Origin of the sequence: Streptomyces himastatinicus ATCC 53653 (assembly GCF_000158915.1) — a bacterium.
GTDB lineage: Bacteria > Actinomycetota > Actinomycetes > Streptomycetales > Streptomycetaceae > Streptomyces > Streptomyces himastatinicus.
In genome coordinates, this window is record NZ_GG657754.1 from 1,031,871 (window position 1) to 1,053,557 (window position 21,687).

At 71.3% G+C, this 21,687-nt stretch carries 19 protein-coding genes and 1 pseudogene; 16 read left to right on the top strand and 4 right to left on the bottom strand.

Going from position 1 to position 21,687, the window contains the following annotated elements; translation table 11 throughout:
• Positions 1-1,110, bottom strand: a pseudogene (locus tag SSOG_RS03755) (NsdA family TPR-like regulatory protein); the annotation flags it as partial.
• A 289-nt stretch (positions 1,111-1,399) separates the two neighbouring features.
• Between SSOG_RS03755 and SSOG_RS03760 the strand changes: the two are divergent.
• From SSOG_RS03760 to uppS, 5 genes are all read left to right on the top strand, one after another.
• A complete protein-coding gene (locus tag SSOG_RS03760) occupies positions 1,400-2,266 on the top strand; it encodes a helix-turn-helix domain-containing protein (RefSeq protein WP_009712876.1) in 867 nt (288 codons plus the stop codon).
• Positions 2,266-2,505 carry a DUF397 domain-containing protein gene (locus SSOG_RS03765; protein ID WP_039936498.1) on the top strand — a complete coding sequence of 80 codons (240 nt, stop codon included), beginning with the start codon at positions 2,266-2,268 and terminating at the stop codon, positions 2,503-2,505. The genes SSOG_RS03760 and SSOG_RS03765 overlap by 1 nt, the downstream gene beginning before the upstream one ends.
• A 232-nt stretch (positions 2,506-2,737) precedes the next feature.
• Entirely contained in the window at positions 2,738-3,349 is a 612-nt protein-coding gene (locus SSOG_RS03770) for a hypothetical protein (RefSeq protein ID WP_039936499.1), read from the top strand.
• Positions 3,350-3,414: 65 nt separating this feature from the next.
• A complete protein-coding gene (locus SSOG_RS03775; RefSeq protein WP_009712879.1) occupies positions 3,415-4,233 on the top strand; it encodes an SAM-dependent methyltransferase in 819 nt (272 codons plus the stop codon).
• A gap of 115 nt (positions 4,234-4,348) precedes the next feature.
• Complete coding sequence (gene uppS / locus SSOG_RS03780) at positions 4,349-5,155, top strand: polyprenyl diphosphate synthase (RefSeq protein WP_106516346.1); 807 nt, start codon at positions 4,349-4,351, stop codon at positions 5,153-5,155.
• Positions 5,156-5,168: 13 nt separating this feature from the next.
• Here the strand turns inward: uppS and SSOG_RS03785 are convergent, their stop codons facing one another.
• Positions 5,169-6,395, bottom strand: coding sequence for an acyl-CoA dehydrogenase family protein (locus tag SSOG_RS03785; protein ID WP_009712881.1), 1,227 nt, complete (start codon positions 6,393-6,395; stop codon positions 5,169-5,171).
• A gap of 181 nt (positions 6,396-6,576) precedes the next feature.
• Between SSOG_RS03785 and SSOG_RS03790 the strand changes: the two genes are divergently transcribed.
• Positions 6,577-7,242: a TetR/AcrR family transcriptional regulator gene (locus SSOG_RS03790; RefSeq protein ID WP_009712882.1), complete on the top strand. Its 666-nt coding sequence runs from the start codon at positions 6,577-6,579 to the stop codon at positions 7,240-7,242.
• An 18-nt stretch (positions 7,243-7,260) separates the two neighbouring features.
• Here the strand turns inward: SSOG_RS03790 and def are convergent, their stop codons facing one another.
• Entirely contained in the window at positions 7,261-7,809 is a 549-nt protein-coding gene (def, locus tag SSOG_RS03795; protein ID WP_208867323.1) for a peptide deformylase, read from the bottom strand.
• A gap of 176 nt (positions 7,810-7,985) precedes the next feature.
• Here def and SSOG_RS03800 point away from each other — a divergent pair, with 176 nt between their 5' ends.
• The 4 genes from SSOG_RS03800 to SSOG_RS03815 all read left to right on the top strand — a co-directional run bounded on the left by SSOG_RS03800 (position 7,986) and on the right by SSOG_RS03815 (position 12,193).
• Entirely contained in the window at positions 7,986-9,224 is a 1,239-nt protein-coding gene (locus tag SSOG_RS03800; RefSeq protein WP_009712884.1) for a Mur ligase family protein, read from the top strand.
• A gap of 23 nt (positions 9,225-9,247) precedes the next feature.
• A complete protein-coding gene (locus tag SSOG_RS03805; RefSeq protein WP_009712885.1) occupies positions 9,248-9,988 on the top strand; it encodes a type 1 glutamine amidotransferase in 741 nt (246 codons plus the stop codon).
• A gap of 169 nt (positions 9,989-10,157) precedes the next feature.
• Positions 10,158-11,183: a 6-phosphofructokinase gene (locus tag SSOG_RS03810; protein WP_009712886.1), complete on the top strand. Its 1,026-nt coding sequence runs from the start codon at positions 10,158-10,160 to the stop codon at positions 11,181-11,183.
• 59 nt (positions 11,184-11,242) lie between these two features.
• Positions 11,243-12,193, top strand: a complete 951-nt coding sequence (locus SSOG_RS03815; protein ID WP_009712887.1) for a cytochrome c oxidase assembly protein — start codon at positions 11,243-11,245, stop codon at positions 12,191-12,193.
• A 58-nt stretch (positions 12,194-12,251) separates the two neighbouring features.
• Here the strand turns inward: SSOG_RS03815 and SSOG_RS03820 are convergent, their stop codons facing one another.
• The gene (locus SSOG_RS03820; RefSeq protein ID WP_050799756.1) at positions 12,252-14,300 is read right to left on the bottom strand and encodes an AfsR/SARP family transcriptional regulator; all 2,049 of its coding nucleotides are present in this window, start codon (positions 14,298-14,300) and stop codon (positions 12,252-12,254) included.
• A 371-nt stretch (positions 14,301-14,671) separates the two neighbouring features.
• Between SSOG_RS03820 and SSOG_RS03825 the strand changes: the two genes are divergently transcribed.
• Genes SSOG_RS03825 through SSOG_RS03850 form a run of 6 tightly spaced genes read left to right on the top strand, consistent with a single transcriptional unit; the run spans position 14,672 to position 21,686 of the window.
• Positions 14,672-15,694: a phosphotransferase gene (locus SSOG_RS03825; RefSeq protein ID WP_009712889.1), complete on the top strand. Its 1,023-nt coding sequence runs from the start codon at positions 14,672-14,674 to the stop codon at positions 15,692-15,694.
• Between the two features lie 36 nt (positions 15,695-15,730).
• A complete protein-coding gene (locus SSOG_RS03830) occupies positions 15,731-17,050 on the top strand; it encodes an aminotransferase family protein (RefSeq protein ID WP_009712890.1) in 1,320 nt (439 codons plus the stop codon).
• Positions 17,047-18,861, top strand: a complete 1,815-nt coding sequence (locus tag SSOG_RS03835; protein WP_009712891.1) for a 1-deoxy-D-xylulose-5-phosphate synthase N-terminal domain-containing protein — start codon at positions 17,047-17,049, stop codon at positions 18,859-18,861. The genes SSOG_RS03830 and SSOG_RS03835 overlap by 4 nt, the downstream gene beginning before the upstream one ends.
• A complete protein-coding gene (locus SSOG_RS03840; RefSeq protein WP_009712892.1) occupies positions 18,842-20,221 on the top strand; it encodes a glycosyltransferase in 1,380 nt (459 codons plus the stop codon). Before SSOG_RS03835 ends, SSOG_RS03840 begins: the two co-directional genes overlap by 20 nt.
• A complete protein-coding gene (locus SSOG_RS03845) occupies positions 20,218-21,075 on the top strand; it encodes an SDR family oxidoreductase (RefSeq protein WP_050799757.1) in 858 nt (285 codons plus the stop codon). Before SSOG_RS03840 ends, SSOG_RS03845 begins: the two co-directional genes overlap by 4 nt.
• Positions 21,072-21,686: a DUF1349 domain-containing protein gene (locus SSOG_RS03850; RefSeq protein WP_009712894.1), complete on the top strand. Its 615-nt coding sequence runs from the start codon at positions 21,072-21,074 to the stop codon at positions 21,684-21,686. Before SSOG_RS03845 ends, SSOG_RS03850 begins: the two co-directional genes overlap by 4 nt.
• Position 21,687: the final 1 nt, after the last annotated feature.

Below are 21,687 nucleotides of genomic sequence, written 5' to 3' on the forward strand. Positions count from 1 at the left end.
TCCCCCAGGTCGCGGAAACACAGGGCCGCCTCGGCCGCCAGAATAGTGGTGGTCCAGGAAGCGCACCCAGGGCGATTCCTGCTGGGCACCCCGGCTCGCCTCCAACTGGGCGTCCGCGGCGCGCAGCGACTTGGACGCCTCCCGGGGCTGGTCGAGCGCCGCATGACCGCGGGCGGCCATGGCGTGCAGCCGCATCAGGCCGAGCGGGCTGCCCGCGTGCTTGGCGGTGGCGACGCCGACCCGGGCCAGCTCGACCCCCGCCTCCGGCTGGCCGAGGTTGGTGGACAGATGGGACAGTCCGGCCAGGATCTGGCCGCCGAGCACCCGGTCGCCGCCCTCGGCGCACAGCCGCAGCGCCTGGGTCATATAGCGCTGGGCCAGGCCGTATTCGGCGTTGTCGTAGGAACTCCAGCCCGCCATCGCGGCGAGCTTGGCGGCCGCGGTGAACAGCTGGCGCCGCTCGTGCGGCGGCGCGCCGCGCTGCTGGAGCATGGGCACGACCTCGGTCGACAGATAGAGCACGATGCTGGCGCGGACCTGGCCGCCGCCGAAGCGGTTGTCCATCTCGTCGAACATGCTGATGGCCGCGTGGACCTGCTCGACGCGGCCGCCGGCGGCCGCGGAGGTGAGCCGGGGGGTGTCCTGGTTCTCGACCAGCCACAGCAGCCATTCGCGCTGCGGGGTCACCAGGGCTCCGGCGACGAAGGGCACCGCACCCAGCAGGCTGCGGCGGGAGATATCGGTGGAGCCGAGTTCGGCGAGCGTGTGCAAGGTCTCTGCTACGTCCTCCCGGTAGGCCAGCGCTCTGGCGACGACGGGGCGCTGACGGTCGGCGATGAAGCCGAGCTCGGCGGGCGCCAGCGGCCGGCCGAGCCGGTGGGAGAGCACGGCGGCGATCAGCTCCGGCGTGTTGCCGCGCGGCTGGCCGCCCTGCAACCAGCGGGTGACGGACGCCTTGTCGTAGTTCGACTCGTGTCCTTGTCTGCGGCCCAGTTCGTTGACCCGGTGCGCCAACGAGGCGTAGGAGCAACCGGATTCCTTGAGGGCCGCGGCCAACGCCGCGTTGGCCGGGGCGCCCTGGCGCCCGCTTCCCGGCTGTGCGCCCGGCATCACCGTAACCCTCCCCGGCACGCGCCACGGAGGTGTACGGGATCCCCGCCGCGCGGCGCCGCACTCATCGGCTGTGTCAACGACGTTGTGGACAAAGGAGGTTGGGAGCCCCCGCCGTGGAGGGTGAGATGGGTCACCCGCTCACTATGCGTGGTGAGTCGCTCACCCCGCAACCATCGTTCTGATAATTTCAGAACGATCCGCATAGCTCTGTCTGTGTCGTCGGGCACGTGGCACACTGTCCAGGCACACTGTGCAGGCATATGACAGCCACTCCGGGAGGCGGGACGTGAGCGAGGCACGGCCGAGCGGCGCCGCCCCCACCGTCTTACGCAGGGTTCTCGGCAAGCGTTTGCGGCATTTGCGCGAGCGGGCCCAGTTTTCCTTCGAAGAGGCAGCTCAGGCCATCGAAGTGACCCCGCTGACGGTGCGTCGGATGGAGAAGGCGGAAGTCGGTCTCAAGATCCCGTACGTCAAGGAACTGCTGCGGAATTACGGCGTTCGGGGACCCGAGATCGAGAGCTTCCTCGCCCTCGCCCGGGAGGCCAACCAGCCCGGCTGGTGGCATCAGTTCCGGGACGTACTGCCCGACTGGTTCAGTGCGTATGTCAGCTTGGAGAGCGAGGCCACGGTCATCCGAGCGTATGAGCCGCACTACGTCCCCGGGCTGCTCCAGACGGAGGACTACGCCCGGGCGGTGCTGCGCATCGGCTTCCCCAACGACACCGAGGAGGAGCTGGAGCGCCGGATCGCCCTGCGCCTCCAGCGGCAGAGCCTGCTCAGCAAGCCGGACGCGCCGGTCATGTGGGCCATCCTCGACGAAACGGTGCTGCGCCGTCCCGTCGGCCCCAGCGAAGTGATGCGGGACCAGATCGCCTACATCATCGACACCCTGTCGATGCCGAAGGTCCGGCTACAGATCATGCGCTTCGCGTCCGGTCCGCACCCCGGGGCCTTCGGCCCCTTCCACTATTTCCGCTTCGGGTTCTCCGAACTGCCCGATGTCGTCTACACCGAGAGCCTCACCGGCGCGGTCTACGTGGACCGGCCGAAGGAGGTCGGGGCGTATCTGGAGGTCCTGGACCGGATGGCCGTCCAGGCGGACCCGATCGGCGACACCAGCACCATCCTGGCCGAACTGCGTAAGGAGCTGTGATGACAGACCCCGTCTACACCGGGATGCCGGCCACGGACCTGGGTACCGAGGGCTGGCAAAAGCCCTGGAGCGGGACCAACGGAGGCACCTGCATCGAGGCCAAGCGGCTGGAGGACGGCCGGGTGGCCCTCCGCCAGTCCACCGACCCGGGCGGCCCCGCCCTGATCTACTCCCGCTCCGAGGTCGCCTCCTTCCTGGAGGCCGCCAAGGCGGGCGACGCCGACTTCCTCATCGCCTAGGCACCGCCACCCAGGGGGTGTGTTCCCCGGTCGCCCCGGCTGCCCCCGGAAACGCGCCGGGCGCACCCCCTGACGGGCCACGATTCGAAAACCACTACGGTCGCACAACCGCACAACCCCGTAGCGCACTCCCACCCCCGCCGCCCCGCCACGCACACTGAAGGCGCCGTGGCGGGCGGCGGTGTCGTCCCTCCATCCAATCCGGGTCGCTCCGGAACGACGGGAAGACGGGATGAAGCTCCAGCATGCGTTCGCACAGCGGCGCACACTGATCGTCGAGGGCTGTGACGGCGTCCGCCGGGACGGGCTGCTGTCCCGGCTCGCGGACCGGCACGGCTTCGCCGTCACCCGCGCCTCCCCCGACCTCCCGCACCTGGACCCGGTCCGCCCCTACCGCGAGCTGCTCCAGCACGAGGGATCGCTCGCGGTGGACGCGGGGCTGGTCGGCGAGCTGGTCTACGGACCGCTGCGGCGCGGGCACTCCCGCGTCACCTGGATCCAGGCGTTCGACTTCGCGGAGGCGGTGGCCGAGCGCGACGGGGTCTTCGTCCATGTCACCGCGCCCGCGACCGTGCTGGAGGACCGGCTCGCCGCGCGCGGCGCGGGCGCCGCGGACCTCGCGGAGATCGACGCCGCGCTGACCAGCTTCGACCAGGCATTCCGTACGCTCGCCCAGCACGCGCCGGTGGTCACGGTCGACGAGGAACCGCCGATGGACCCCGGTTCCGGACCCGGCGCGGAGCCGGGCCCCGGCGAGACTCCGGTGACGCTCGAGACGGCCTCCTTCGCCCGCCGCCTGCCACGGATTCGCTCACCCGTCCGCCGCTACGCCGGGAATCGCTGAACTCCCGTGCACAGTGGGTAAGTTGGAGCCTCTCACAGGCATGACGTACAGCAGGAGAAGTCCCGATGACCAACGGTTCGTCCACCCCCGGCCCCACCCAGCAGGCATGGTCGAAAATCGACACCACCGTGCCCCACTCGGCCCGGATCTGGAACTACTGGATGGGCGGCAAGGACAACTACGAGGTCGACCGGATCGCCGGCGACCAGTACCGGGAGGTCGCCCCGAACATCGAGGTCATGGCCCGCGCCTCGCGCGCGTACCTCATCCGCACCGTCACCCATGTGGCGGGCGAGTGCGGGATCCGCCAGTTCCTGGACATCGGCACCGGGCTGCCCACCTACGACAACACCCACCAGGTCGCCCAGCGGATGGCGCCCGAGGCCCGGATCGTCTACGTCGACAACGACCCCCTGGTGCTCCGGCACGCGCAGGCGCTGCTCACCAGCACCCCCGAGGGCGTGACCGACTACATCGACGCCGATCTCCACGAGCCGGAGCGGATCCTCGAGATGGCCGCCAAGACGCTGGACTTCGACCAACCCGTCGCCCTGATGCTGATGGGCATCCTCGGGCACATCCAGAACTACGACGACGCGGTGTCGATCGTCCGCCGGTTACAGCAGGCCCTGCCCTCCGGCAGCTACTTCGTGCACTACGACAGCACCGACACCGACCAGGCGCTCAAGGAGGCCCAGCAGGGCTACGACGACACCGGCGCCGTTCCGTACGTGCTGCGGGGCCTTACGGAGATCAGCCGCTTCTACGACGGCCTGGACTTGATCGAACCGGGTATCGTCTCGTGTCCGCTGTGGCGGCCCGGGCCGTCCGAGACGCCGATCGAGACGACGGACGTGCACGGGGGTGTCGCGCGGAAGCCATGACCGCGGCCGCCGCGGTGCCGACCAAACGAATGGTTCGGCCACCGGGCAGGTAACCCGCGGCCCCGCCCCGTCGTCAGACACGGCACCGGGGAAGCCGAGGCGGAGGGACGCGCGGGTGTTCGAGGTCGGAGCCTGGAGGGTGCCCTCGGTGAAGCGGCTGCTGCGGGCGTCCGTCGCCGACGCGCCCGCCGTCGTACGGCAGCGCCGCGGTCCCCGGGAGGAGGACCCGGGGATGCCCCGGCACCTCGCCATCATCATGGACGGCAACGGCCGCTGGGCCGCCCTGCGCGGCCTCTCCCGCACCCGGGGCCATGAGGCGGGGGTGCTGGCGCTGCCGCGGGTGGTGGACACGGCGCTGGAGGAGGGCGTCGAGCATCTGTCGCTGTTCTTCTTCTCCACCGAGAACTGGAACCGGCCGCGCGCCGAGGTGGCCGCCCTCATGCGGCTCACCGCCCAGCTGGCCGACGTCTTCCGCGCGTACGGCGAGCGCGGCGTACGGCTGCGCTGGCTCGGCTCGGAGGCCCGGCTCCCCCGCGCCACCCTGGCCGCCCTGCGCCGGGCCGAGGCCGAGACGGCGGGCAACCGCGCGATGACGCTGGCGTTCTGCTTCAACCACGGCGGGCGGGAGGAGATCGCCCGCGCGGCGACCTCGCTGGCGCGGGCCTCGGCGGACGGGGCGCTGGATCCGGGCCTGATCGACGAGGCGCTGTTCACCCGGCACCTGCCGCACGGCGACCTCCCGGACATCGACATGCTGGTGCGGACGTCCGGAGAGCAGCGGATCTCGAACTTCATGCTGTGGCGTGCGGCCTACGCGGAGCTGTTCTTCGTGGACACGCTGTGGCCGGACTTCACGGCGGAGGAACTGCGCGGCCTGCTGGCGGCGTTCGCGGGGCGCAAACGCCGCTTCGGCGCGAGGTGACTCCGGGGATCCGCTAGCGGATCGGGACGCCGGCGAGGGTGCGGGCGATGACCAGGCGCTGGATCTCGCTGGTGCCCTCGAAGATGGTGTAGATCGCGGCATCGCGGTGCATGCGCTCCACCGGGTATTCGCGGGTGAAGCCGTTGCCGCCGAGGATCTGGACCGCCTGGGCGGTGACCGTCTTGGCGGTTTCGCTCGCGAACAGCTTGGACATGGAGCCCTCGGCCGAGTCGAAGGGCTTGCCGTTCACGGCCATCCAGGAGGCCCGCCACACCAGCAGGCGCGAGGCGTCGATCCGGGTGCGCATATCGGCGAGCTGGAAGGCGACGCCCTGGTTGTCGATGATGGGGCGGCCGAACTGCTGCCGGGTCTTGGCGTAGTCGAGCGCGACCTCGTACGCGGCGCGGGCGGTGCCGACGGCCATGGCACCGACGGCCGGGCGGGACGCCTCGAAGGTGGCCATCGCGGCGTTCTTCAGCCGCTCGCCGCCCGCCGTGGCCCTCTCGCGGGCGCGGGCGAGGCGTTCGTCCAGCTTCTCCTTGCCGCCGAGGAGGCAGCTGCCGGGCACCCGTACGTTGTCGAGGACCACCTCGGCGGTGTGCGAGGCGCGGATGCCGTGCTTCTTGAACTTCTGGCCCTGGGACAGCCCGGGGGTGTCCGGCGGGATGATGAAGGACGCGTGGCCCTTGGAGCCGAGTCCGGGGTCGACGGCCGCGACGACGACGTGGACGCTCGCGATGCCGCCGTTGGTGGCCCAGGTCTTGGTGCCGTTGATGACCCACTCGTCCTTGGCCTCGTCGTAGACGGCCCGGGTGCGCATGGCGGACACGTCCGAGCCCGCGTCGGGCTCGGAGGAGCAGAACGCGGCGACCTTCACGTCATTGGCGTCGCCGTACATCTGCGGGATCCAGGTGCCGATCTGCTCCTCGGTGCCGTTGGCGAGCACGCCGACGGCGGCCAGACCGGTGCCGACGATGGACAGGGCTAGCCCTGCGTCGCCCCAGAACAGCTCCTCCATGGTCATGGGGATGCCGAGGCCGGTGGGGTCGAAGTACTGCTGGGCGTAGAAATCCAGGGAGTACAGGCCGATCTTGGCCGCCTCCTGGATAATCGGCCAGGGCGTTTCCTCGCGCTCGTCCCATTCCGCGGCGGCGGGTCGCATGACGTCCGCGGCGAAGCCGTGGATCCACTCACGCACTGCCTTCTGATCATCGTTGAGTTCGAACGAGAACTCCGCCATGGCCCCTCCACCTGCCGCGCCTGCTGTTACCTACGGTAACAGCAGTCTGTTACCGGTCAGTAGGCGATGTCAACTCCACGGCCGTGCGATCTCTTTACCCCGGCCGGGTGTTACGTTGCGCAGATACGCGGTGCCCATTCATGTAACGCGTGAACACGTCAGGGGGCGGGGAGGCCACGACATGGAGACCGGGACCAGCCAGCGCGAGGACCACCAGCAGGAGGCCGCCGCACGGCGCCGCAAGGAGCTGCTGGAGGCCGCCGACCGGGTGGTGCTGCGCGACGGCCCCGAGGCCTCGATGAACGCGATCGCCGCCGAGGCGGGCATCACCAAGCCCATTCTCTACCGCCACTTCGGCGACAAGGGAGGGCTGTACCGTGCCCTCGCGGTGCGCCACACCGATGCCCTGCTCGCCTCGCTGCGCAACGCCCTGGACGCCCCCGCGCCCGACCGCCGCGGACGGGTGGCGGCCACGCTGGACACCTACCTGGCGGCGATAGAGGCCCGGCCCCAGGTGTACCGCTTCCTGATGCACCCGGCCGACCAGGGCCAGCAGCAGGAACAGGAGCAGGGCTTCGACGTGGGCCACCACTCCGCGCCGCTGCTGCGCCGCATGGGCGACGAGCTGGCCAAGGTCATCGCCGACCGGGTCGAACTCGGCCCCGGCGGCGAGGAGGTGGCCCGGATCTGGGGCCATGGGATCGTCGGCATGATGCACGCCGCGGGCGACTGGTGGCTCCGGGAACGGCCCTGCTCGCGCGAGCGGTTGGTCCACCACCTCACCGATCTGCTGTGGGGGCGGCTGGCGCTGGTGGACGACCGTATCGGCGCCCCCGGGCTGTTCTGAGGCCCCCGGTTCACGGGTTCACGCCCGCCCGCGCGCCCACGGCGCGCGGCGGGCCGCCCACAGCACCCGGCGCCGCCGCAGCCCGTCCAGCCGGTCCAGGAACAGCCCGCCGTCCAGGTGGTCGCATTCGTGCTGGAGACAGCGGGCGAAGAAGCCGCTGCCCTCGACCCGCACCGGCTCCCCGGTCGCCGTCACGCCCTCCACCACCGCGCGGTCGAAGCGCGGGGTGCCCGACTCGATGCCCGGCAGCGACAGACAGCCCTCGGTGCCCCGTACGGTCACCCCGTCCGCCTCCGCCAGCCGCGGGTTGACCACGTGCCCCAGATGACGCCGGTCCTCGTCGTCCGGGCAGTCGTACACGAAGACCCGCAGCCCCACGCCGATCTGGTTGGCGGCGAGGCCGACCCCGCCCGCCGCGTACATCGTGGCGAACAGGTCCTCGACCAGCCGGGCGAGGGCCGCGTCGAAGTCGCCGACCTCCTCACAGGGCGCGCGCAGCGCCTGATCACCGAGCAGCCGCAGGGGCCGTACCGTCCCCCGGCTCCCCGGGATCGCGCCGTTTCGCATGGCAGCCAAGCGTACGGTCCCCCGGAAGGGCCGACGGAATTCGGGACAGCGCCCGGATCTCGATAGGCTGATCCCCGACCGTGGCCTCCCGGCTGGCGATTCGGCGCGGAGGGGGCGTACCACCGGTGCCTCGGGGGGCAGGTGCGGCGCCGGTATGCGAGGAGGATCGAGAGACGATGGCAGGCAACTCAGAGCCGCTGTCGCCACGTGCCAAACTGGCCGTGACGGCGGGCAAGGCCGCGGCGGCGGTGTCGAAGGCCGCGGGCCGCGGCAGCGGATCGGTGATCGGCGGCAAGGTGGCCCTGCGCCTCGACCCCGATCTGCTCAGCAGGCTGGCGCACCACCTGGACGTGATCCTGGTGTCGGCGACCAACGGCAAGACCACGACGACCCGGCTGATCGCCGAGGCGCTCCGGGCCGCGGGCCCGGTGGTCTCCAACGCGCTCGGGGCCAACATGCCCGCGGGCATCACCTCGGCCCTGGCGGGCGGCTCCGACGCCCGCTACGGCGTGATCGAGGTCGACGAGAAGTACCTCGCCGGGGTGGCACGCGACACCGAGCCCAAGGCCATCGCGCTGCTCAACCTCTCGCGCGACCAGCTCGACCGGGCCGCCGAGACCCGGATGCTCGCCGAGAAGTGGCGGGAGGGCCTGGCCGGTACGAAGGCCACAGTGATCGCGAACGCGGACGACCCGCTCATCGTCTGGGCCGCCTCCTCAAGCCCCAATGTGGTGTGGGTCGCCGCGGGCCAGGAGTGGAAGGACGACGCCTGGTCCTGCCCGGCGTGCGGCGGGGTGCTCCAGCGCCCCGGCGACGACTGGGTGTGCGGCGAGTGCGGCTTCCGCCGCCCGGTGCCCAGCTGGGCGCTGAACGGTGAATACGTGCTGGACCCGCACGGCGCGGCCTGGCCGATCCACCTCCAGCTGCCCGGCCGCGCGAACAAGGCGAACGCGGCCACCTCGGCGGCCGTCGCCGCCACCTTCGGCGTGCCGCCGCAGGTCGCGCTGGAGCGGATGTACCAGGTGCAGGCGGTCGCCGGCCGCTATGACGTGGTCACCTTCCAGGAGCGCGAGCTGCGGCTGCTGCTGGCGAAGAACCCGGCCGGCTGGCTGGAGACATTCTCGCTGATCGACCCGCCGCCCACCCCGGTGATCCTCTCGGTGAACGCGCGCGGCGCGGACGGCACCGACACCTCCTGGCTGTGGGACGTGGACTACACCCGGCTCGCCGGGCACCCGATCTGTGTGATCGGCGACCGCAAGCTGGACCTCGCGGTGCGCCTGGAGGTCGCCGGGCTCGACTTCCGGGTCTGCGCGGACGCGGACGAGGCGGTACGGATCTCCCCGCCCGGCCGCATCGAAGTGATCGCCAACTACACCGCGTTCCAGGACCTGCGCCGCCGGGTCGGCAACTGACCCCCGTACGAGGAGACACGACGATGCGTAGCACGAGCCAGAACGGCCTGCGTCTGGTCTGGGTCTACCCCGACCTGCTGAGCACGTACGGCGACCAGGGCAACGTCCTGGTGGTGGAGCGCCGGGCGCGCCAGCGCGGGCTGGACGTCTCCCGCCTGGACGTCCGCTCCGACCAGCAGATCCCCACCTCCGGGGACATCTACCTGATCGGCGGCGGCGAGGACCGCCCGCAGCGGCTGGCCGCCGAGCGGCTGATGCGGGACGGCGGGCTGAACCGCGCGGTCGCCAACGGGGCGATCGTCTTCTCGGTGTGCGCCGGGTACCAGATCATCGGCCACGAGTTCGTCAACGACCTCGGGCAGCGCCAGCAGGGCCTGGGCCTGCTGGACGTGATCAGCACCCGCGGCGAGGGCGCCCGCTGCGTCGGCGATGTGCTGGCCGACATCGACGAGCCGCTGGGGCTGCCGCCGCTGACCGGGTTCGAGAACCACCAGGGCGTCACCCACGTCGGCCCGACCGCGCGCCCCTTCGCGCGCGTCCGGTTCGGCAACGGCAACGGCACGGGCGACGGCTACGAGGGCGCGTACAAGGACACCGTCTTCGGGACGTACATGCACGGCCCGGTGATGGCCCGCAACCCGCACATCGCGGACCATCTGCTGAAGCTGGCGCTCGATGTGAACGGGCTGCCGCCGGTCGACGACCAGTGGTACGAGGCGCTGCGCAACGAGCGGATCGCGGCGGCCACCGCCCAGCCCGCCTGAGCGGCCTCGCGCACGGCTGAGCCGCCGGGTGACCGCATCGCGGACACCCGGCGGCATTGTGCTTTCCGCGGCGTCCGCCGCTTGTAGGGTGTCGTCGTCCAGCCGGACAGCGCGGTCCGGATGTCGCTCCCATACACATGGGCCGTAGCAGACAGAGGAATCACGCGCCATGCGCATCGGTGTGCTCACATCCGGCGGCGACTGCCCCGGGCTGAACGCGGTCATCAGGTCCGTCGTCCACCGCGCCGTCGTCGACCACGGCGACGAGGTGATCGGCTTCCAGGACGGCTGGAAGGGCCTGCTGGAGTGTGACTACCGCAAGCTCGACCTGGACGCCGTGAGCGGCATCCTGGCCCTCGGCGGCACCGTCCTGGGCTCGACCCGGGTACAGCCCGCGCATCTGCGCGACGGGGTGGAGCGAGCGAAGGGCCACGTCGAGGAGCTGGGCCTGGACGCGGTCATCCCGATCGGCGGCGAGGGCACCCTGAAGGCGGCCCGGATGCTGTCGGACGCCGGGCTGCCGATCGTCGGCGTCCCGAAGACGATCGACAACGACATCGCCTCCACCGATGTGACCTTCGGCTTCGACACCGCGGTCGGGGTGGCGACCGAGGCCCTGGACCGGCTCAAGACCACCGCGGAGTCGCATCAGCGGGTGCTGATCGTCGAGGTCATGGGGCGGCACACCGGTTGGATCGCGCTGCACTCGGGCATGGCCGCGGGCGCCCACGCGATCGTCGTGCCGGAGCGCCCGTTCGACATCGAGGAGCTGGTCAGGACCGTCGGGGCACGGTTCGAGGCGGGCAAGAAGTTCGCGATCGTCGTGGCCGCCGAGGGCGCCAAGCCGCGCGAGGGCACGATGGAGTACGCGGCCGGGGAGCGGGACGTCTATGGCCACGAGCGGTTCGCCGGTATCGCACGTCAGCTCTCCGTCGAGCTGGAACAGCGGCTGGGGAAGGAGGCCCGGGCGGTGATCCTGGGCCATGTGCAGCGCGGTGGCACGCCGACGGCGTACGACCGGGTGCTGGCCACCCGCTTCGGCTGGCACGCCGTCGAGGCGGCGCACCGCGGCCAGTTCGGCAAGATCACGGCGCTGCGCGGTACGGACATCGTGATGGTGCCGCTCGCGGACGCGGTGGAGCGGCTGAAGACGGTACCCGCCGAGCGGTACACCGAGGCCGAGTGCGTGCTGTGATCTGACCGGTTCTAGGCTGGTGCGAGCACATTTCGTGCGCACCGGGAGGAGAGCTGCTGATGGATCACGGCGGGCACGGCATGATGATGGATCTGCCGCCGTTCACGCTGTCGCGCGGACTGGCGTTCGGCGGTGATCCCTTCTTCCTCGTCGGCTGTGTGCTCGCGCTCGCCCTGTACGGCTGGGCCGCGGTGCGGCTGTGGCGGCGCGGTGACCGCTGGCCGGTGGGGCGGCTGGTGGCGTTCGTGGCGGGTGTGCTGACCGTCGTGGTCGCGATGTGCACCGGGCTGAACGACTACGGCATGGTCATGTTCAGCGTGCACATGGTCCAGCACATGATCATCAGCATGGTCTCCCCCATCCTCCTGCTGCTGGGCGCGCCGGTGACGCTGGCCCTGCGCGCCCTGCCGGCGGCCGGGCGCGGCCGCAAGGGGCCGCGGGAACTGCTGGTGGCGCTGCTGCACAGCCGCTACATGCGGATCATCACCCACCCGGTGTTCACGATCCCGCTGTTCATCGCGAGCCTGTACGGGCTCTACTTCACCCCGCTCTTCGACTTCCTGATGGGCTCCAAGGTCGGGCACATCGCGATGATGGTCCACTTCCTCGCGGTGGGCCTGGTCTTCTTCTGGCCGATCATGGGCGTGGACCCGGGGCCGCACCGGCCGGGCTATGTGATGCGGATGCTGGAGCTGTTCGCGGGGATGCCCTTCCACGCGTTCTTCGGGATCGCGCTGATGATGGCGAGCGCGCCCATGATCGGCACGTTCGAGCATCCGCCCGGCTCGCTGGGGATCGACGCGCTGTCCGACCAGAACGCGGCGGGCGGCATCGCCTGGGCGTTCAGCGAGGTCCCGTCGGTGATCGTGCTGGTGGCGCTGGTGTACCAGTGGTACAAGTCCGACCAGCGCCAGGCGCGGCGCGATGACCGTACAGCGGACCGCGACGGTGATCAGGAACTCGCCGCGTACAACGCCTATCTGGCGTCGCTCCAGGCCCGCGGGCGCTAGGGGGTCTCGTCGGCGTCCGGCGGGTCGCCGCGCCGCCGCGCAGAGCCGCTGTGTGTGCTCAGCTCGTGAGGGAGCAGCTCCGGCACATGCCCTGGCTCCTCGCGGTCCACATGGCATCGCGCAAGGCCGGCGCAATCGGCCGGGCCGGGGGCCGGCCGCCGTGGAGCTTCGGACCGCTCCGGGCGGCCGACTCGGGTTGCGTCGAGGTCCAGGCCGCGAGGCGGTTCCGGACCTCCTCCTCGCGGCCGGAGGCCGCGAGCTTCTGCTGCGCGTAGACGCGCACCGTCTCCAGCATCCGGAAGCGTGAGCTGCCCGCTCCCCGCAAGGGGGCCAGGAGCGACTTGCCGACCAGCCGGCCGACGGTGTCGACCACCTCCGCGCCGGACAGGGTCGTGTCGGCGCAGAAGTGTTCCGCGGCGTCGAGGTCCCAGGTGCCCACGAGCACGGACAAGTCGTGGAAGACCCGCTTCTCGTCGGCGCCGAGGAGTTCATGGCTCCAGTCCAGCGTCGCGTACAGGTTGCGATGCCGCTCGGGAGCGGGGACCGGGGCCTGAGCGAGGATATGGAGGCCGTCGGCGATCCGCGCCTCGATGTCCGGGACGGTGAGCATGCGGGTGCGGCCGACAGCCAGTTCGATGGCCAGCGGCAGGCAGTCCAGCCGACGGCACACCGCTGCCGCGCTCGCCCGCGTGACGTCATCCCACCCCAGGTCCGGCGTCGCCGCGGTCATCCGGGCCCGGAACAGCTCAACCGCCTCGCCGAGCGGCAACGGGCGCAGCGGGAAGGCCGTTTCGCCCGGCACGGCCAGCGCCTCCCTGCTCGTGGCCAGCACGGTCAGAGCGGAGCAGCCGCGCATCAGGGTGTCGACGGTGTGGGCCGCGCCCTGGCGTACGTGTTCGCACGTGTCGACCACAAGGAGCATCCGCTTCCCGGCCAGGGCGGCCTTCAGTCGCGCGAGTTGAGGAATCCGGTCGGGCGAATCCGGGATGCCGAGCGCCTCGGCGAATGCGGCGATCAGCCGGTCGGGGCCGGCACCGGCGGGAAGTGAGGCGAGTTCCACCAGGCAGATGCCGTCCGGGAATTCCTCGCGCAGATTGTCTGCCGTCTGGAGGGCGATCCGGGTCTTGCCCACGCCGCCCGGACCGACCACGGTCACCAGGCGGTTCTGCCGCACCGCTTCCGTGATGGCCCCCAGGTCCGCGCGCCGTCCGACGAACGCGTCGAGCGGCGGGACGAGTCCGCCCGTCCGGCCCGCCTCACCGGTGGTCCGGGAACCTGACCCGGGAACCACCCGGCTCGGGGCGTTCCGGGGCCCCGGCGGCGGCGTCGTGGCGGCGGGCCCCCTTCGCGGGACGTTCAGTGCGTGGGTGTCGTGGGCCAGTAAAGCGGCGTGCAGTGCGCGCAACGGAGGGGAAGGACTCACCCCCAGCGCGTCACGGAGTACTCCGCGCGTGGCGTCGAAAACCTCCAGCGCCTCGGCCTGGTGGCCCGCTCCGTAGAGCGCCCGCATCAGCAGCCCGCGCAGACTCTCGCGCAGCGGGTGCTCGGCGACAAGCGCCTTCAGCTCCGGCACCAGGGCGACGTGCTGCCCCTGGGCAAGCCGCGCCTCCGCGAGGTGCTCGGATGCCACGAGGCGCAGTTCGTGCAATCGCGCCCGCTCACCGGCGATGGCCACGGAGTCGCCCGCGCCCTCCAGCGCCGGGCCCCGCCACAGCCGCAGTGCCTCCTGCAGCACCGCCGCCGCGTCGGCCGGGCGCCCTTGGTCGAGGTGGTCGTTGCCCTCGGCGGCGAGCCGTGCGAAGCGGGTCGCGTCGAGCATGTCCGCCGAGAGCCCCATGCGGTATCCGAGGCCCTTCCGGGTCTGCAGCAGGCCGCTGTTCCTGCCCAGCAGGACGCGCAGCTTGGCTATGTGCAGGTGCAAAGCGTTGACCGGGTCCTTGACGGGTCGGCCGGCCCATAATTCCTCGATCAGAAAATCCCGTTTCACCACCGCGGGCGCTTGGACGAGCAGCAGAGCCAGCAGAGTCGACAACCGGGCGCCCCGAAGGGGGAGGGCGGCACCGTGCTGCATCAGCATCTGTACCGGCCCCAGGACCTGGAAGAACATACGAACAGTATCCAGAGCGTTACTGTCCAGAGCGATCAGCTCTCGCCCGTGATGCCGTAGTTGCGTCTCAACGTCCACAAATTACTAGTCATCTTCATAGGACAACAGATCGAGCACAGACCGCGGCGGCAGCGGGACAGGCGCGCCACAGAGCCACGACAGAACCGTTTGCTGGGATTGCTGCACAGCCCAACGCCACCCACCAGATTCAGGCAGGGGAGGGTCCCATGCACACGTCGTGGAGCTCCGGTCGGCCACCGCGCCCGCAGGATCGCCGATGACCGCCGCGGTGCCGCCCCGGGTGGAGGCGGCCGGGAGCGCGGGATGGGTACGCCAGGTGCTCGCCGCCCGCTGGGGGCCGCGGTGGTCCGGTGTCCCCGTGTCGGCCGCTCTCGGCCGGTGGCACCGCGCCGCTCAGTCACACCGCGGGCCTGTGGTACGTGGAGCGCCCCGAGGGGGGCTACGTACTGAAGGTCCAGCTGAATCCCGACGCCGCACGGGAGCCGCGGTTCTATCCGCTCAAGGAAGAGGTCCTCGCGCACTGCCGCAGCCACGGGGTGCCCGCCCCGGCGGCCGTGGCGGCCTCGGACGGCGCCACCAGCGTCTGGCACGACGGGCTGGTGTGCGAACTCGCTCCGCTCGCGCCGGGCGCCGCGTCCGGCGAGCTCACGCCCGCCCAGGCTGCCGCCGTCGTACGCACCGCGCTCGGGCTGCGCCGCGCCCTGGACCGGCCGCCGGACGGGGTGGCGGACAGGCTCGCCCCGATCCGGCTGCCCCGGCTGGTCGACGAGGAACACTGGCCGTCCGCCCTGCGGGACGCCGATGAGCGGCTGCTGCCACTCGCAGAGCGGCGCGGCGACAGCTGGGGCCGGGCGGCCGCCTCGGCGCTGCGCGGCGTCATCGCGTCGGGTCGGCTGCTGCGAGAGGCCGGACCGGCCGCGGCGGGCGAACAGCCCGCCAGGCCCGCGGTGGTGCACGGCGATCTGCACTACCACCACTTCCTGTTCTCCCCCACGGGCGACGGTGAGGGCGAAGGCGATGGCCCTGACGTCGTAGCCGTGCTGGACTTCGACAATCTGCACGTCGGCGACCGGTTGCTGGACCTCGCCTGGCTGGCCGAGATGGCGGGGCGGGTGGCCGGCGAGACCAGCCGCCGCCGCTCCCTCGCCGCGTTCCGCGAGGCGGCGACGGCCGCCGGCCTGCTCGCGCCGGGCGAGGAGCGGCTGCTGATGCCGCTCCTGATGGCCCACTCGCTGCCGGTGATCGTCGACATCGCCAAGGACATCCTGCTCAGGGACATCCTCAGCCCCGCGTGGACCGAGTACTTCGACCTGCTCGCACCCCCGCGCAGGCTTCGGATCCACCAGTCCCTCGTCTCTCCGCTCCCGCGCTGAGCGCGTCGGGCACACCCTCACAGAGAGAGGTTCCTCATGTCTGTCCAAGAGTCCACGCTGTCGTCGTGGCCGACCGACCTGTCCGCCTACTGCTTCGAGGTCCCGCACTCCGAGGACGCGGTGCTCTTCACCTCCGGCAAGGGAATCCGGCTGCAGGACGCCGGCGGCCGCAGCTATCTGGACGGCCTGTCGGGCGTGTTCGTCACCTGCTTCGGCTACGACTGCGAGCCCATCAAGCGGGCGGTGGAGGACCAGCTGCGGACGCTCCCCTTCAACCCACCCCTGCACGGCACCAATCACGCCGCACTGGAGCTGGCCCGGGGCCTGGTCGACCTGGCGCCGCCCGGCATCACGGCGGCCAAGCTGGTCAACGGCGGTTCGGAGAGTGTCGAGGCGGCGGTCCGGCTGGCCCGGCTCTACCACCGTACGCACGGCAATCCCGACAAGATCAAGGTGCTCAGCCACTACCACGGGTACCACGGCGCCACCTTCGGCTCGCTGTCGCTGACCGGGCGTCCCGATGTCGGGCGCTTCGGCCCGGGCCTGGGCGGCTTCCTCCACGTCTGGCCGCCGGACTGCCTGGAGTCCTTCTGGGGCGTGCCGCCCGAGGAGTCGGGAGCGCTGGCCGCATCGATCATCGAGCGGACGATCGAGGCCGAGGGCCCGGATTCGGTGGCCGCCCTGGTCATCGAGCCGGTCATCCATCTGCGCGGCATGGCGATCCCGTCGGCCGACTACCTCACGCGGCTTCGGGAGATCTGTGACCGGCACAACGTGCTGCTCGTCTTCGACGAGATCGTCACCGGATTCGGCCGCACCGGAAAGCCGTTCGCCGCCCAGACCTTCGGCGTCACCCCGGACATCATGTGCGTCGGCAAGGGCATATCCGGCGGTTACGCTCCGCTGGCCGCGGTGCTGATGGCCGAGCGAATCGCCGCGATTCTCGGTGACTCCGGCGGTCCGCTGGCCTTCGCCCCCTCGCACACGTACGCCGCCAACCCCATGGCCTCGGCCGCGGGCCTGGCCGCGGTGAACCTGTTCCGGGACGGCGACTTCCCGGTGCGGATCGGCAAGCTGTCGGAGTACATCGAGCCACGGCTGCGGGAGCTGATCGGCGGGCGCGGCACCGTGCGGTCGATCGGACTGCTGTACGGGGTCAAACTGCTGGAGGACGGCGGCGAACGGCCGATCGGCGAACGGTTCGCCCGGGCGTGCCTGCAGCGCGGCCTGATCATTCGCGGTCAGGACGACTGGTTCGTCATGGCTCCCGCCTTCGTGACGACCGAGACCGAGGCGGACGAGATGCTGCGCGTCCTCGCCGCCGCCCTCGACGAGGTGTGCGGGAGCGGTCGATGACCGGGCTGAGCAGTCTCTTCGCCGAGCCGGGTGAGGCCGCGCTGCCCCGGCTGACGCCCGAGGAGAACAAGGTGGTGCGGCGCGAGCTGGCCGAGCTGGAAGCGGGCGATTACAGCGGCCCGCTGCTCGACTCGCTGCGCAAGCTCGCGGCCGCCGTTCCCGAGCGGGTCCATGACGACAGCGCCCGGGTCCTGCTGCGGATGCACGAGATCGCGGGCTCGGGGAACTACCAGAGTTGCCTGTCGTCCCTGCCGCTCGTACGCGCCTGCTTCGAGCTCGGACTCGTATCCGTGGACTCCGAGGAGGGCCAGGGCCCGGCCGAGCTGATCGTCGGCCGGGGACACATCGCGCCGAGCTTCTACGCCGAGCACTACGTCCGTGGCACCTTCCCGTTCACACCGCTGGCCACCCTGCACCAGGGCGGACTGACCGGGGTGATCCACCGGGACCTGGGCTTCCGCAACACCATGCGGTACAGCCTCGGTGTGGGCGTCGCGCAGGCGGTGAGTCTCGCCGGCGCGATGGCCGAGCGGGGCGACAACCGCAAGGTGGTCTGCCTGGCCGGCGACGGCGAGTTGCAGGAGGGCGTGGTCTTCGAGTGCCTGCGCTTCGCCCACGACGCGGGTCTGACCAATCTGGTCCTGGTCGTGGACGCCAACGACATGGGCATCGAGCCGCTCCCGAAGCCGCTCAGCCGCGACTACCTGGCCGGCTATCTGCACCGCGTCGAGGAGGTCGACGGCCTGGACGCGAAGGCCGTCTCGGACTCGCTAGGCGAACTGCTGGCCGCGCCGGGGTCGGCGGCGCTGGTGTGCCGGACCCGCAAGGGCGACCACAGTTTCAAGCCGAAGCCGGCCGAGGGCTCGGCCGCACCGGCGAAGCCCGCCAAGGTGTCCTTCGCCGCGACCACCGGACGGATGCTGGCCGACCGCCAGGAGCGCACCGGCCGGGAACTCGCGGTGTTCACCGCCGACATGGCGAACCGCTTCGGACTGCGCGGCAAGGTGCCGTACACCAACACCGGGCTCGCGGAGACGCTCAGCCTCGGCCTGACCCTCGCGCTGCCCGAGCGGACGCTGAAGGTGGTCGCCACCGACGCGATGTACTACATGGACTCGCTCAGCATGCTCACCGAGGCGACCACCAGCGTGCGCAATCTGCTGGTGCTGGCCGGGCGCAGCTGGGGGGCCTGGGGCGGCGCGCACAACGCCGCGAACCTGCTCGGCCTGGTGATGAACACCCGCGTCTACGAGCCGGTGACCGAGGCGGAGTTCGACGCCTGCCTGGACCGGCTGGACCACAACCCGGACATCACGCACGTTCTCAGCACGGTCGACGCGAAGTTCGACCCGCCCGGGGCGGACTGCTCCGCCGACGTGGACGGCGGAGTGTGGATCACCCCGCCCGCCGCCGGTGACCTGGGGACTGCCCTGGTCACCTTCGGCTACGCGACCGTACTCGTCGCGGAGGCCAACCGGGACCTCGGCCTGCCGCATCTGCACTGCGCGGCGCTCGACCCCGACCTCGACGCGGAGACCGTCGCGCGCTTGCGCGGCAGCGAACGGCTGCTGGCCATCGAGTACAACGGGGCGCACGGCGGCTTCGGCGAGCGGCTGCGCACGAAGTACCTGCTCCCGGCCGAGGTGCACGGCGTACAGCGGGACATCGCCAACCGCGTGCACGACAAGCAGCTCCGGCTGCACCGGATGAGCCCGGCGCAGCTGCGCGAACTGCTCGACGGAAGGCCGTCGGACACGGACGGCGAGGACCGTCCCGGGGAGGAGGCCCGCCGTGCGGCTGCACGCGCATGACTACCGGGCGCCGGACACCTCGGGCATCGTCGACGGCGCCATCCTCATGCATCGTGAGGTGGCCGAACTGCTGGCCGGCCACCGGAGCGTGGCCTGGCACGATCTGACCCGCGGCGCCGAGAGTGTCGCATCGGCCTCGCCGGGCGAGGTGGTGTACGCCGGGGCAGGCCCGTACGCCTTCCTGCACCATCTGTGGCGGGAGCGTACGAAGGGCCGCTTCCGGATCGTCCGCGAGGTGCACACGGCGCTGTGGTCCGGCTACTGGGCACAGGAGGAGCTGTGCGCGCCGCTGCTGCGCCCCGGTGACCTGGTGCTGTTCCCGACCGAGTACACGCGCCGGCTGTTCATCCGGCATCTGGCGTCGGTCACCGAGGACAACTCGGCGGTCGCCTACCCCATGCTCGACCGGCTGCCCCGGCTTCCCCGGGCCCGGATACCGGCGCCCGACGAGCCGCTGCGCATCGGCTATCTCGGTGCTCTGTCCCTGGCGAAGAACTTCGACCAGGTGCTGTCGGTCTTCGCTCGCTGCCACCGGGCGAGCCCGGGGCGCGTCAGTCTGCTGTGCGCGGGCAAGCCGAACCATCCCCGCTGGGAGACCGATGCGGTGCTGGCGGAGCTGGGCCGGCAGGGGGTCGAGCCGGATGCCGTCCGGATGCTCGGCGTCCTGGGGCAGACCGAACTCGCCGGGTTCTTCTCGCAGATAGACGTGCTGCTGTTCCCGAGCACGGCGTCGCGGGAGACGCTCGGCAGGGTGGTGCTGGAGGCGCTCGCCCACGGGATTCCGGTACTGGGCGCCGACATCGGCCCGGCCGTCGAACTGCTGCCCGCGCGCAATCTGGTGCCGACGGTGCTCAACACCGGGACCGCGTTCTCCATGAGCAGGGTCGAGGCGCTCGGCTGGGTCGACGAGGACGCCCTCGTGGACAAGCTGCGCGCCCGCGACTTCGAACCCGCGGATGTGATCGCCGAGTCGCCGTACCAGGACCGGACGTTCCTGCGGGCGCTGTCCGGCGAGGCGGTGCGACAGGAGATCGCCCACGACGCCCGGCTGACCGATCGGCTGACGGTGGAGCGGCGGAAGGGCGTCGACCTGGACCGGGCGCTGGCACGGTCCGAGCAGATCTTCACCGACTTCTTCCGGCACCGGGACGACGGCCTGCTGTCCGCGGTGGACGCCCTGCCGGAGGAGCCGGCCCAAGGCCGCCGGCAGCTGCGGCGGCTGATCACCGAAGGAAGCCGCAATCTGGCGGACTACCGGGCTTTCCCCCGGCTCCTGGACGCCCTGTTGCTGCCCCCGCTCGACTACGGCCTGACGCCGGAGCCCGTAAGAACGACGCATCGGAAGGACATGACGGCATGACGACGACGGAACGCGGGACCGGGACCGATACGGGGACAGGGACGGGGCTCGCCGGCAAGGTCGCGCTGGTCATCGGCGGGGGCCGGGGCATCGGCGCCGCCGCGGTGGAGGCGCTGGCCCGGCAGGACGCGACCGTGGTGGTGGCCGACACCGACCGGCTGCCCTCGGCTTTCAACCACTACCGGTCCACCCGGGTGAGCGGGTTCGCCGACGCCCAGAAGCTGGCGGCCCGGCTGAGCGAGGCGGGACTGCGGGTGACCGCGGCGGAGGTCGATGCCACCGACGAGGCCGCGGTGCGCGAGCTGTACGGGTCGCTGGCAGGCGGGCCGGGGCGGCTCGACGTGGTCGTCAACGCCTTCGGGGTGACCCATGTCAGCCCGGTGGAGCAGATGGAGCTCACGGAGTTCCAGCAGGTGGTGTCCGGCAATCTGGACGGGGTCTTCCTGTCCTCCAAGCACGCCGTGCCGCTGCTGCGCGACTCCGGCGGCGGGTCGATCATCAACTTCTCCTCGGTGTCGGGGCGCAGCGGCTTCGCCAAGGTGGCGCACTACTGCGCCGCGAAGTTCGGGGTGATCGGCTTCTCCTCCTCGCTCGCCCTGGAGGTGGCCCGCGACGGCATCCGGGTCAACGCGATCTGCCCCGGGATGATCCGGACCAATATGTGGAGCTATCTCCTGTCGGCGTTCGTCCGGCCCGGCGAGACCGAGGACGAGTGCTGGGAGCGGATGCGCACCATGATTCCCCAGCGGGAGTTCCAGACTCCCGAGGACATCGCGGAGCTGGTGGTCTTCCTGGCCACGGCGAAGAAGGTCACCGGCCAGGCGATCAGCGTCGACGGCGGGATGACGGCATGACGGCGACGCAGCCCACGGGCGCCGCACAGGCGGAGGTGGTGTTCGGCTTCGACGAGGGCTGGAGCTGGTCGGCCGAGCCGCTCTCCTGCTCGCGTACCGGCGGGTCACTGGAGATCACCGCGCCAGGTGGGGCCGATCTGTTCGCCATGCCCGGCGCCCACGAGGCGAGCGGACTGCCGCTGCTCCAGCGCACGGTCCGGGGCGACTTCACCGCCTGGACCCGGATCTCGGTCGACGGCGCCGCGTTCGGCGACGCGGGCGGGATCGCCCTGCACGGCCCCGAGGGCTGGTTCAAGGTCTGCGTGGAACGGGTCAAGGCGAGTGGCTGGGCGGTGGTCACCGTGCTGTCCCGGCCGGTGTCCGACGAGGCGCTGGGGCCGGCGCTGGCCGGTCCCGAGGCGGAGCTGCTGGTGACCCGCGAGGGGCCCCGGCAGGCGGTGTTCTTCCGTGAGGCGCCCGAGGACGACTGGCGGTTCGTACGAACGTTCTTCGGCTTCTCGGAGCCGGAGCTGCGGCTGGGGCTCTTCGTCCAGGCTCCGTTCACCCCCTCCGCCTCAGCCGTCTTCGCCCCGGTCAGGCTCCGCCCCACGGCCCTGCGCGACCGGAGGTGAC